Source organism: Streptomyces sp. TBY4, from assembly GCF_024213195.1.
Classification (GTDB): Bacteria; Actinomycetota; Actinomycetes; order Streptomycetales; family Streptomycetaceae; genus Streptomyces.
In genome coordinates this window covers 136006-149431 of record NZ_JANAVF010000005.1, presented here as the reverse complement: position 1 = coordinate 149431, position 13426 = coordinate 136006, and the positions used below count along the sequence as shown (strand labels likewise).

The following is a 13426-nucleotide window of genomic DNA, read 5'->3' as shown; positions in this document are numbered from 1 at the left end:
AGGTCGCTCTGTTTGCACGTCTTCACGCTCTGATACTCCGTCCTGGTTTTCGGCGGCCGCCTCGGCACCCTGAAAATCGACGAAGACGGAACGCTTACGTGAACACAACACCCTTCGCGCCACGCGGCGCGATCAGGCGGTATGCCGCCAGGGGGTCACTGGTCCTGTCGGCCACGGCCCTCGCTTTCACCCTGACGGTGGGCTCCGCCCCCTTCGCCGGTCCGGCGGTGGCGGCTACCGGCCGGGGCCGAGTCGGACTTCAACGGCGACGGCATCCGGGACACGGCGATCGCCGATCCGGGCGCGACCGTCAACGGTGTGACCAAGACCGGAATCGTGCACATCGTGTACGGCGGCGGCAAAGGGGTCCTGGAGCTGACCCAGGAGGCCGCGAAGGGCGGCACGTCCGAGGCGGGCGACCAGTTCGGCCACGCGCTGGCCGTCTACGACGCCGACCTCGACGGATGCAGCGACCTGGCGATCGGTTCCCCGTACGAGGACAACGGCACCGTCGTGGACGTCGGGCGGGTGCTCGTGGTCTACGGTTCCGCCACCGGTCTCGGCGCGGGCAAGGCCACGGCCAACTACCACCAGGGTGCCGCTCCGCTGACCGGAGCCACCTCCGAGCCGCAGGACTTGATGGGTTACTCCCTCGCGGCCGGAAAGTCCTCGACCGGTGTGCCCTTCCTCGCCGTAGGGGTTCCGGGCGAGGACCGCGGCGCGGCGATCGATGCGGGCAGCGTCATCTACTTCTCCGGTGCGACCACCGTGACCTCCGCCGGCATCGACCAGGACGACGCGAAGGCGGGAGAGGTCCCGGACACCGCGGAGTCCTACGACCGCTTCGGCACCTCGCTCGCGGCCACTCCCACGCACCTCGCCGTCGGCGCCCCCGGTGAGTCCGAGGGCACCCTCGCGGACGCCGGGTCGGTGACGATCTTCAGCCACACGCTGGTCTCCGGCGTGCCGAAGCCGCTGAGCGTGATCACGCAGAACACGCCGAACGTCGGCAATGCCAGCCAGGCCGGCGACGGGTTCGCCACGTCGCTCGCCGCCGTGCCCCACCGTGAGGCGGGCGCGACCAGCACCACGGAGTCGCTCCTGGTGGTCGGCATCCCCGGTGAGGACCTGGGCACGATCACCGATGCCGGCGCCGTGCAGGTGTTCCGCCTCGACGCGGCCGGTGCCTACACGCAGACCGGCTGGATCGACCAGAACTCCACGAACGTGCTGAGCGTGAGCGAGCCGGGTGACCACTTCGGTCAGCGCGTCGCCGCCGTCAACACCGCGGTGAACGACGTCAGTACGCCCACCGAGACCCGCATGGCGATCGGAGTCCCCGGAGAGGACGGCTCCAACGGCGTCGCCGACCGCGGTCAGGTGCAGATCATGCCCCTCATCGGCTCCCCGGGCACCAGCGACGTGCTGATCGCCCCGGGCGCCGGAATGCCCTTGGACGAGCCCCGCATGTACGTCGGCCTGAGCATCGCCGCCGGCCCCGCAGGCTTCTACGTCGGCGCCCCCTACGGCTCCGCCGCAGCCCGCGCCGTCTACCTCTACCCGCACAACGTCACCTCGTCCGGGGCGCCCACCCAGACCTTCAAGCCCGGCGAGGGCAGCATCCCGGCCGACGCCGTCACCTTCGGAACGGCGGTCCGATGATGCCGAACCAGACATCCGGCCTCAGCAGCACCGTCCTGCGGCGGGCCGTGCTGGCCGCCGTCACGGCCGCGGCCGTGGCCGTCACCGGACTCGGCCTGGAATCCGCCGTCACCCCGGAGACCCGGGCCCCCGAGCCGGTCGCCGCGGGCACTCCGGTGCAGACCGAGTCGGAGGCCCTGGCGGCCGCCCGCAAGAGCGGCAAGCAGGTCGAGGTGCTCGGCATGCGCACGGAGACCCGTGCGATCCTCGCCGCGCCCGACGGCACGTTCACGGCCCGCGAGTACACCGAGCCGGTCCATGCCATCAAGGGAGGTGCCTGGGTCGACGTCGACAAGAACCTGGTCCGGCGCCCGGACGGCTCCGTCGCCCCCAAGGCGACCACGGTGGGCCTCGTCTTCTCGGGCGGCGAGGCCGGCAAGCCCTTCGTCACCCTGCGCCGCGGCACCCACGAGATGGCGCTGACCTGGCCCTACGGCAAGCTGAGCGCGCCCGTCCTCGACGGTGACACCGCGACCTACACCGACGCCCTGCCCGGCGTCGACCTCAAGGTCAGGGCGGAGTCGAACGGCTTCGGCCACCTGCTGGTCGTCAAGACCAGGGAGGCCGCCGCGGACCCGCGCCTGAAGCGCCTCGACATGGGCCTGAGCACCAAGGGGGTCACGTACAAGAAGGACGCGACGGGAGCGCTCAACGCCGAGGACAGCACGGTCGGCGGCACGGTCTTCCAGTCGGGCCGGGCCACCATGTGGGACTCGGCCTCGGTCGTGGAAGAGGCGGCCCGCAAGAAGGGCCCGAAGGCCGTCGCGGACTCCCTCGCGTCGGCGCGCGCCGATGCCCCCGCGGCGAAGTCCGCGGCCCAGGCACCCGCGGCACCCCAGCCGGCCCTGTCGGGCCCCGGTGGCGGCGGCAAGGCCGCGGCCATGGGCGTCGAGCTGTCCAAGGACAAGCTGACCCTGGTCCCGGACCAGAACCTGCTGACGGACGGCGCCACCGTCTTCCCGGTCGTCATCGACCCCATCAACCGCACGCTCTACCGCTCCACCTGGACGGCGGTGATGTCGGGCAAGCCCACCGTGGGCGAGCACGAGTACTCCGGCAGCGCGGGCGTGGGCAAGTGCCCGACGAACTACAGCGCCAAGTCGTGCGACGGCGTCGGCGTGCGCCGCGTGATGTACCAGATGCCGCTGTCCTTCTACAAGGGCAAGCAGATCCTCGGCGCCACCTTCAGTGCCCGCGTGGAGCACGTGTACTGGGCCGACGCGAAGGCGGAACCGATCCAGCTCTACCGGGTCGGCAACAAGGACTCCCGCGTGGTCGCGGGCAGCAACTGGAGCAACTCCGCAAGCGTCTGGTCGACGCACCTGGGAACGGTCAACGAGAAGATCCAGCCCACCAGCTGCGGCTCCCAGGCCAACCTCCACTTCAAGTCGGCCGCGAACGGCGCGCTCGCCAACGACATCCGCTCCGCTCTGAACAACGACTGGGACTCGATGATCCTGGGTCTGAAGGCCCAGGACGAGAGTGACTTCCCCGGCTGGAAGCGGGTCTGCGGCAACGCCTACCTGTCCATGGACTACAACAACCTGCCCGGCAAGATCCAGGCCGCGCAGATGAGCTCCAACCCCGGTGGCGCGTGCGTGGTCGGGGCGGGACGCCCGGTCGTGGACTCCGCGCCCCGACTGGAGGCGATAGCCAACGACAAGGACCACGCCGGCGGCCAGACCGACCAGGTCGCCGTCCGCTTCACGGTGAGGTACATCGAGGGCGGCGTCGGCAAGGAGTACCAATACACCACGCCGTTCAAGGCACCCACGTCCACGACCCGGTTCAGCCACGACGCGAGGACAACCCTCCCCGAGGGCATCACCACCTGGAGCGTCGCCACGTACGACGGTGACGGCTGGGGGCCGGAGAGCGGCTTCTGCGAGTTCGTCATCGACAAGACGTCTCCGGGGGCGCCGAACGTGGGGTCCGCGCAGTACCCGTCCGACAGCACCTACCACGACGGCGTGGGCGTTCCGGGCTCCTTCACCTTCTCCCCGAACCCGAACGACAACGTGCCCGACACGGACGTGGTCGAGTACCGGTACACCTTCACCGGCGAGTCCGAAAGGAAGGTGTCCAACACCACCGCGGGTGGACCGGCCACGGTGAGCTGGACCCCGACCGGGCCGGGCCCGCGCTGGGTCGACGTCCAGGCGTACGACCGTGCCGGACGCGCGAGCGCCCGCGCGCGCTACAACTTCTACGTGTCGGCGGGCGCTCCCGTCGCCGCGCAGTGGAACCTCTCGGACAAGCAGGGCAACGTGGCCAAGGACGAGGAGGACAAGTTCCCCGCTTCCTACGGTTCGGGCGTCCTCCTCGGAGTCGACGGCCCGGGTGGCAAGGTCGAGCCAGCCGCCCGCTTCGACGGGACGGCCAACGCCTACGCGGAGGCGAACAGCTCCGTCCTCGACACCGCGAAGAGCTTCAGCGTCAGCGCCTGGGTCAAGCCGTCCAACCTCGGCCGGAGCCTGACGGCGGTCAGCCAGGACGGCGTCGGCGTGCCCGGCTTCGTCCTCGGCTACGACGCGGTCGCCAAGACCTGGCAGTTCACCACCCCCTCCTCCGACGTCGAGGCGCTCGGCGAGTGGAAGGCCCTGGCCACCGGGGTCACCCCGGTCAAGGACCAGTGGGTCCTGCTGACCGGCGTCTACGACAGCAGCACCGGCAAGCAGCAGCTGTACGTCGGCACCGAGCTGAAGGGCGAGGTCCAGCGCCGCGCCCCGTGGAGCTCCTTCGGCCCGTTCCAGATCGGCCGTCAGCTTGCCAAGACCGGCTACGAGAACGCCTTCGAGGGCGACCTGGCCAAGGTCCGCGTGTTCGACCGGATCCTCGCACCGGGCCAGCTCTCCGAGTTGATCAAGATCAAGCCGGAGCGCAAGGGCTACTGGCAGCTCAACGCGGCCCAGTCGGGCGTCTCTCCGGAGATCGCGGGCGGCCAGGGGCTGACCCTGGCGGGCAACGCGGCCGTCTACGTCCAGGACCCCGACCCCTTCAGTGAAGCCCCTCCGGCCATGGTCGGAACGGGTCACCTGAACCTCGACGGCAACGGGGACTACGTCTCGGCGGCTACGGCGCCCGTCACCGGAGCCACGAGCTTCACGCTCTCGGCGAGGGTGCAGCTGAGCGTGAAGGATTCCCCCACGTCGCAGACGGTCTTCTCGCTGCCCGGCAAGAACGCGAACCGGGTGCAGGTCCGCTACCAGGCGACCAGCAAGCGCTGGGAGCTGGTGGTGGCGGGCGCGGACACGACGACCGCCACGAAGAAGGTCCTCTCCGACGACCAGTCCCTGCCGGACAACAACCCCGCCGGCCAGCACCTTGCCGTGGTCTACGACGCCTTCGCGAGCCAGATCAAGCTCTACGTGGAGGGCCAGCTCGCGGCCTCGGCGAGCGGCACGGACAACACCCTGTGGGCCGCCACCGGCGGGCTCCAGGTGGGCCGTTCGTCCCTCGGCAGCCCCGAGTACTTCGCCGGCTCCATCGACGAGGTCCGCGCGTACAACGGCGCCGTGGACGGCCAGGGCGTCATCCAGCTCGCGAACGTCGCCGAGCTGACGGACCGCTGACCCCTGTCAGTTCCCCTTCCGACAGGCCTGCCCGCCCCACCGGGCGCGGGCAGGCCTGTCGGCCCACGCACCACCACGCACCACCTTCCCGCTCTCTCTGTGGAGTTCACTGATGTCTCTACGCGGCCGATTGCTCAATCGGCGCATCTCACGACGGGCGCTGAGCTCCGTCGTCATAGGTTTGAGCCTGGCTCTGTCAGCCTCCTCGGTCCAGGCCCTGGAGGCCGCCCCCGGAGGCACCAAGAAGCCCGGCGTCCAGGACTTCGGGGACCCCGTCAAGGGAACCAAGGGCAAGTCCAAGCCCCGTCCCGCGAACCAGACCGCCAAGTCGGCGGTCCAGAAGCTGGACAAGCCGGTCTGGCCGGTCGGCGGCACCGCCGAGGTCGCCGTCCCGGCGACCGGGTCCGCCGCCCCGGCCGCCCAGGTGAAGGTCGGCGGGCTGCCCGTCACCGTCACGACCCCGCAGGAGGCCGCGCCGAAGGCGCCGGCCACCTCCTTCCGCTCCGCGGCGGTCGGCGGGGCGAAGAGCCCCGGCAAGGTCCAGGTCGACGTCCTCGCGCCGGAGCGCGCCACCGCGCTCGGCGCCGGCGCCCTGCTGCGGGTCCAGCGCGCCGACGGCGCCGGGGACAGCGGCCGGGTCCGGCTGAACGTCGACTACTCGGCGTTCGCCGACGGCTTCGGCGGCGGCTACGGCTCCCGCCTGACCCTGGTCGAGCTGCCGGCCTGTGCGGCGGTCGCGCAGCCGGGTACCGCGGCCTGCCCCGAACTCCCCAAGCCCCTGAAGACGGTCAACAACGCCAAGACCAAGACCGTCTCGGCCGATGTGACCGCTCCGGCGCGCGCGGCGGGCATGTCCACGATGGCGGCCGGCCCGTCCTCGGGCGGTTCGATGGTGGCCCTCGCCGCCGGAGACTCGTCCTCGCAGGGCAACTACGCGGCCACCCCGCTCGCCCCGTCGGCGAAGTGGAACGTCTCGAACTCCTCGGGCGGCTTCTCCTGGTCGTACCCGCTGCGCACGCCTCCCGTCCCCGGCGGGCTCGTCCCGACGGTCGGCCTCGGCTACTCCTCGCAGTCCGCGGACGGCCGCACCTCGGACACCAACAACCAGGGCTCCTGGCTGGGCGAGGGCTTCTCGTACGAGTCGGGCTACGTCACGCGCAACTACAAGCCCTGCGCGAAGGACGGCCAGACCGGCTCTGCGGAGCAGTGCTGGGCCTTCGACAACGCCACCGTGATGCTCAACGGCTCGGCCACCGAGCTCGTCAAGGACGACACCGACGGCAAGTGGCGGTTCGCGTCCGACGACGGCTCCAAGGTCGAGCAGCTCACCGGCGCCGTGAACGGCGACAACAACGGTGAGCACTGGAAGATCACCACGACCGACGGCACCGAGTACTACTTCGGCAAGAACCGTCTGCCGGGCTGGGCCACCGGAAACGAGGTGACCGACTCCGTCTGGACCGCCCCCGTCTTCGGCAACAACACGGGCGAGCCCTGCTACAACGCCACCTTCGCGAACGCCTCCTGCCAGCAGGCCTGGCGCTGGAACCTGGACTACGTCAAGGACGCCCAGGGCAACGTCATGTCGTACTTCTACGGCAAGGAGACGAACCACTACGCCCTGAACGGCAAGACCGACGTCAACGGCACCCCGTACACGGCCGGCGGCTGGCTCAAGCGCATCGACTACGGTCAGCGCGAGGCCACCGTCTACTCCGCCAAGGCCCCGGCCCGCGTCGTGTTCACGACGCAGGAGCGCTGCCTGCCGACGGAGACCTTCAAGTGCCTCCCGGCCGACTTCAAGACGGCGAACGCCGCCCACTGGCCGGACGTGCCGATGGACCGGTACTGCGCGCCGAGCACCAAGTGCGGTTCGAGCCAGGTCGCTGCGTCCTTCTGGACCCGCCAGCGGCTGACCGGCGTCACCACGCAGATTCGCAAGGACGCCACCGCCTACGACGACGTCGAGGCCTGGACGTTCACGCACCTGTTCACCGACAACGGCGACCAGTCCAAGACCCTGTGGCTGAACAAGATCGACCACGAGGGCCGCAGGGGCGGCACCGCCAAGGTCCCCTCGGTCGAACTCTTCGGCACCCAGCTGAAGAACCGCGTGGACAGCACGGACGAGAGCATCGCCGCCTTCCACCGCTTCCGCCTCGCCACCGTACTGAGCGAGACCGGCGCCCAGCTGGACGTCACCTACTCCCCGGAGGAGTGCACCAAGGCCGCCCTGCCCAAGCCGGGCGAGTCCACCAAGCGCTGCTATCCGGTCGTCTGGTCCCCGCCCGGGTTCCTCGACCCGATCACCGACTGGTTCCACAAGTACGTCGTCACGCAGGTCATCGAGACCGACCGGACCGGCGGAGCCCCCGACTCGGTCACCTACTACGACTACCAGGGTCCGGCGGCGTGGCGTAAGGCCGAGCCCGACGGCATGACCGAGGACAAGTACCTCACCTGGGGCGGCTGGCAGGGCTACGGCAAGGTCAAGGTCACCAACGGCGGCGAGACCGGCCCGAAGACCCGGATCGACTACACGTACCTCCAGGGCATGGACGGCGACAAGGACTCCGCGGGCGGCACCCGCAGCGTCCAGGTCACCGACTCCGAGGGCGGCACGTAGACCGACCACAAGGAGTTCACCGGCCACGAGCTGGAAACCGCGACCTACGACGGCGACAAGCTGATCTCCAAGGTCATCAAGACCCCGATGCGGCACTACACCGCGACGGACACCAACACCTGGGGCACGAGCCACGCCTCCTTCACCAAGACCGTCAAGACGCGCGGCTACTCGGTGACCGAGGGCGGTGACGGCCGGCGCGAGACCGAGTCGAACACCACGCACGACGTGACGAACGGCACCGGCCGCGTACTGAAGTCGGAGGACCTGGGCGACCTGTCGACCCCGGCCGACGACACCTGCACCCGTACCACCTACGCGGACAACGCGGCGGCCAACATCCTCGGCGCGGCCTCGCGGGTCGAGACCGTCTCCGTCAACTGCGCCGCGACTCCCGACTACAAGACGCAGGTCCTTTCCGACCAGCGCACCTCGTACGACGGCCTCGCGCTCGGAGCCGCGCCCACCGTGGGCAAGGCGACGAAGACCGAGCGGATGACCTCCCACAACGGGACCACCGCCGCCTACCAGGTCACCGGTACGACGGCCTACGACACCTTCGGCCGGCCGACCAGCCAGATCGACGCCTCGGGCGCCGAGTCCAAGACGGCGTACACCGACGCCAACGGCCTCATCTCCCAGGTGAAGACGACCAACGCCCTCGGTCACGTCACCACGACGGACTACGACCCCGCCTGGGGCCAGTCCATCGGCCAGACCGACCCGAACGGCAAGCGCAGCGATCTCGCACTGGACCCCCTCGGCCGTCTGACCTCGGTCTGGCTCCCGGACCGCTCGAAGAGCGCCGCCCAGACGCCGAGCATCAAGTACGGCTACAACTTCCGCCTCGACAAGCCGGTCTCGGTCAAGACCGAGAAGATCGAGATCGACGGCACGTACGGCGCCGAGTACCAGCTGTACGACAGCCTCCTCCGCCCCCGCCAGAAGCAGACCGAAGGTCCGAGCGGCACCCGCATGGTGGCCGACACCTTCTACACGCCGACGGGCAAGGTGGCGAAGTCCCACGCGACGTACAACGCGGCAGGGGCGGCCTCGGACGAACTGCTGATCGTGCGCAACGGCGACGTCGGCGCCCAGCAGTCGTACGAGTACGACGGTCTGGGCCGCACCACGGCGGAGATCTTCTCGGTGTCGGGCGGCGAGCAGTGGCGTACGACGTACGTCCACGGCGGCGACCGCACCCACATCGACCCGCCGGTCGGCGGAACGCCGACGACGACCCTGGTCAACGCCCAGGGCCAGACGACCGAGGTGCGCCACTACAAGGGCGCCTCCCCGGTGCCGAACGGCCCGACGTCGGGCTACGACACGACGGCGTACGCGTACACGCCGTCGGGCAAGCTCAAGCAGGTCACGGACCCCGCCAACAACACGTGGTCCTACAAGTACGACCAGCTCGGCCGTTCCATCGAGGCCGTGGACCCGGACTCGGGCAAGCGCACGTCGACGTACGACGAGGTCGACCGCCCCGTCTCCACCACGGACGCCCGCGGCAAGACGATCTCGACTGTCTACGACAAGCTGGGCCGCACGCTGACGACGTGGGACGGACCGGCCACTACCGGAACCAAGCTCACCGAGCAGCGCTACGACAAGGCCGGCTGGCTCGGCAAGGGCTACGCCTCGCTGCGCTACATCAACGCGACGGAGTACTTCGGTTCGGTCGTCCAGACGATGGACGAGTTCTACCAGCCGCTGAAGACGGCCTACACGGTCCCCGCCTCCTCGGGGACGGGCCTGACCGGCACGTACGTCTTCACCAGCGCCTACAACCGTGACGGCACCAAGCAGAGCGACGGGCTCCCGGCAGCGGGCGGCCTCGACGCCGAAGTGCTCGCGTACGGCTACGACGACGTCCAGCGCCTGAAGAGCATGACGGGCACCACGTCGTACGTCACGAATGCGATCTGGTCCGGCCGCACCCTGCTCCAGCAGCTGGAGCTGAACAACGGCGGCAAGAAGGTCTGGCAGACCTTCCAGTACGAGACCGGCACCGACCGCCTGATGCAGTCGAAGCTGGACGTGTACGGCTCCACCACCGGTCCGGCCAAGGAGTCGAACTACTCCTACGACCAGATCGGCAACGTCAAGTCCATCGCGGACACCGCGGGCGCCGGCACACCGGACCTGCAGTGCTTCGGGTACGACTACCAGAACCGCATGACGGAGTCCTGGACCCCGACGACCACCAAGGCCGCGGCCGCCGCGTCCGGCACGGTCGGCAGCCAGGTCCCGGTCTCGGGCTCGGGCCCGGCGGCGTGCAACACCGCTCCCGGCGCTTCCGCGCTGGGCGGCCCGGCGCCGTACTGGAACTCGTACACCTTCGACAAGGTCGGAAACCGCCTCACCGAGACGGCGCACGACACCGGCCTGAACGCCACGAAGGACGTCAAGCGCACCTTCACCTACAAGGCGGGGACCCACCAGGTCCAGAAGGTCGTGGAGAACACCCCGACCGGTGACCGCCAGTACACGTACGGCTACGACGCGGCGGGCAACACGACCACCCGCACCATCGGGGGCAACACCCAGACCCTGGAGTACGACTCCTCGGGCAACCCGGTGAAGAACAGCCAGCCGGACGACGTCACCACCCCGGCCAAGAACGAGGCGTCGGAGACGACGTTCCTCTACGGCGCCGACGGTGGGCGCATCCAGCGCAAGGACGCCACCGGCACCACGGTGTACCTCCCGGGCATGGAGCTCCGCCTCGACGCGGGCACCTCCACGGCGAAGGCGACGCGCTACTACGCCTTCGCGGGCCAGAGCGTCGCGATCCGCACCCCGGACAAGAAGCTGTCCTTCCTGGCTTCGGACCACCACGGCACGGCCGAACTCTCGGTCGACGCGACGACGGGTGCCGTCACCCAGCGCCGCATGGACCCGTACGGCAACAGCCGCGGCACGCCGCAGGGCACCTGGAAGGGCGAGAAGGGCTTCGTCGGCGGCACGATCGACGCGTCCACGGGCCTCACGACCATCGGAGCCCGTGAGTACGACCCGTTCCTGGGGAAGTTCATCACCCCGGACCCGGTCGTCGACACGAACGACGCGCAGCAGCTGAACGCCTACGCCTACGCCCACAACCGTCCGGTCTCGGCGAGCGACCCGACGGGTCTGTACGACCCGGACGAGCGGGCGTTCTGCTCGAAGAACCCGTCGAGCTGCGGCGGCGGCCCGACCTACACCCCTCCGGCCAGCCAGGACGAGGAGGACTACAACAACGCCACCGACGACTACAACAACGCCAACAAGGAACTGAACGGCGCCAAGAACAAGGTCAAGAACGCCGTCAAGCAGATCACCAAGATCCTCATGGACGAACTTGGTGTGACGGCGGCCCTGGACTGCTTCTCCAGCGGCGACCTGGGCGCATGCGGCGAAACCGCACTGAACATCGCAGGCAGCTTCGCGGGAGGCCTGGCCGGCAAGGTCCTGGCCAAGTACGGCGCTCCGTGGAAGTGGGAAAAGGCAGCACAACTCGTCAAGCGCCTCGCAGGCCTCGCGGGCGACCTGATCGACGGCGCCAAGGCCTGGTGGAACTCCTCGGAAAAGGTCGGCAAGGCCAAGAGCGCCCTGGCAGCGGCCAAGGCCCGCTTCTCGGGCGGAGGCTGCCACAGCTTCCTGCCCGGTACTGAAGTACTGCTGGACGACGGGTCGACTCGGAAGATCGAGGACGTCAAGGTCGGCGATCGGATCACCACTACGGACCCGTCAACCGGCGAGACCGTGACGCGGGAAGTGGCCGGCACCATCGTCACTCAGGACGACAAGAACTTTGTCGACCTGACGATAGCCACCGAGTCCGGTGAGGCATCACTCGTTTCGACTGTCACCCATCCCTTCTGGGTGGAGGTGGAACAGCGATTCGTCGAAGCCGGTGATCTCAAGCCCGGGATGCGTCTGCGCACCCCGACCGGCTCCACGGTCGAGCTGTTGGGCACGCGATTCTTCAACGAGCTTCGCCAGACGCACGACCTCACCATTGAAGACATCCACGCGTACTATGTGCTCGCAGGCGCCACGCCTGTTCTTGTTCACAACACGGACGTAGAGGCGTGCCAGCTCCCGCTTTTCGTGTTGCGAGATGGGGAAGTGGCTTCACCGGGGCAGATGGCGGCGAGTGCTGGCGGACCGACCGCTCGAAAGGGTGTACCCACCTCAATTCGGGACGAGATGATCGCTAAAGCCCAGGAAGCCGGGGACGGTGTTCTGCAGTGCTGGCGCTGTGGAATGAAAACCACGAACCGCGACAACGTGCAAATCGGCCACGTCAACGTTCCCAAGAGTAAGGGGGGGAACTTGGAGAGAGAGAATCTCTGCATTGAGGGAGCTGCATGCAACAGCAGTGCGCAGAATCGGGGAGCTCCCTCTCCTGGTAAGTCGTGTGTCGAGAGAGGTGGATGCGGTGCCGGATACCAAAGATTCGATTGACCGTAGCGATTTCATGGGACTGCCGCTGAGAGTAGAGGCGAAAGGCGGGGCTTTCGCCGACGAAATCGTTGCCGTCACACGGATGAGCGATGGTCGCTATCTTGTCAGGCTGTCCCCTGGTTTTGTTCGGGGTGTTGCGGCCGGGGATGTGATTGACTATGACGAAGCCTCGAAAAGCGCGAACGTCATCGAGAGGGGCGGAAATATCGCCGTCCAGGTCTTCCATCGAGGGATTGCCGAAGAGATCATTGCGACTCTCAAGAGGAATACGGTGGAGGTTGGCGGAAGGGTTGATGGAGAGCTGTCCTCGCTCGTAGTTCTCACATTCCCACTCGACATCGGATTTCCGGCAATCGAGTCAGTTCTCGCCCGGCTCCCTGAAGCTGGGATCGAATGGGATTATGGGAATGTGTTCGATGCGCAGGGTGAGCCGCTTTCGTGGTGGAAGTAGTGGCCAGTTGCCATAGCGACTGAAGTGCGGCGCTCGCGGCATGGTGAGCGGGGCCCCGCTGGGTGCTGCCCGGCGGGGTCTCCGCGTAGTCAAGGCGCGACGGCCCGGTTTGACCCTCCAGACCGGGGCCCGTAACCTAGGTCGCTGGCGTGTCTATGTGCACGCCAATCCACTGAGCACCTCACCTCCCGTACCGCCGCCTCGCGGCTGGAGCGGGGGAGGCCGGTCTGCGGGTTCCCGCGGGGCCGGCTGGCTTCAGGGGTTTCCGAACTCGAGCGAGAGAGAGATCCGCGTGTACGCCATCGTGCGCAGCGGTGGTCGCCAGCACAAGGTTGCTGTCGGCGACATCGTTGAAGTTGACAAGATTTCCACCGGCAAGGTCGGCGACACGGTCGAGCTCTCGACCCTGCTCGTGGTCGACGGCGACGCCGTGACCAGCGACCCGTGGGTCCTGGCCGGCATCAAGGTCCAGGCCGAGATCGTGGACCACCACAAGGGTGCCAAGATCGACATCCTTCGGTACAAGAACAAGACCGGCTACCGCCGTCGCCAGGGTCACCGCCAGCAGTACACGGCGATCAAGGTCACCGGTATCCCCGCGGCTGCGAAGTAAGAGGGACT

At 68.5% G+C, this 13426-nt stretch carries 6 protein-coding genes; all 6 read left to right on the top strand.

What is annotated here, in order from left to right:
* The first annotated feature begins 318 nt into the window (after positions 1-318).
* The 6 genes from NLX94_RS14035 to rplU all read left to right on the top strand — a co-directional run bounded on the left by NLX94_RS14035 (position 319) and on the right by rplU (position 13418).
* Entirely contained in the window at positions 319-1662 is a 1344-nt protein-coding gene (locus NLX94_RS14035) for a VCBS repeat-containing protein (RefSeq protein WP_254383041.1), read from the top strand.
* Complete coding sequence (locus tag NLX94_RS14030) at positions 1662-5273, top strand: LamG domain-containing protein (RefSeq protein ID WP_254383040.1); 3612 nt, start codon at positions 1662-1664, stop codon at positions 5271-5273. The genes NLX94_RS14035 and NLX94_RS14030 overlap by 1 nt, the downstream gene beginning before the upstream one ends.
* A gap of 181 nt (positions 5274-5454) precedes the next feature.
* Positions 5455-7899, top strand: a complete 2445-nt coding sequence (locus NLX94_RS14025; RefSeq protein WP_254383039.1) for a hypothetical protein — start codon at positions 5455-5457, stop codon at positions 7897-7899.
* An 87-nt stretch (positions 7900-7986) separates the two neighbouring features.
* Positions 7987-12354, top strand: coding sequence for an RHS repeat-associated core domain-containing protein (locus NLX94_RS14020; RefSeq protein ID WP_254383038.1), 4368 nt, complete (start codon positions 7987-7989; stop codon positions 12352-12354).
* Positions 12329-12805, top strand: a complete 477-nt coding sequence (locus tag NLX94_RS14015) for a DUF4265 domain-containing protein (RefSeq protein ID WP_254383037.1) — start codon at positions 12329-12331, stop codon at positions 12803-12805. Before NLX94_RS14020 ends, NLX94_RS14015 begins: the two co-directional genes overlap by 26 nt.
* A 292-nt stretch (positions 12806-13097) precedes the next feature.
* Positions 13098-13418, top strand: coding sequence for a 50S ribosomal protein L21 (gene rplU, locus NLX94_RS14010; RefSeq protein WP_254383036.1), 321 nt, complete (start codon positions 13098-13100; stop codon positions 13416-13418).
* Positions 13419-13426 lie beyond the last annotated feature (8 nt).

Bases quoted from the DNA above. Each gene is read 5' to 3' on its own strand.
- NLX94_RS14020 (WP_254383038.1), top strand. From the start codon at position 7,987: ATGCGGCACTACACCGCGACGGACACCAACACCTGGGGCACGAGCCAC.
- NLX94_RS14030 (WP_254383040.1), top strand. From the start codon at position 1,662: ATGCCGAACCAGACATCCGGCCTCAGCAGCACCGTCCTGCGGCGGGCC.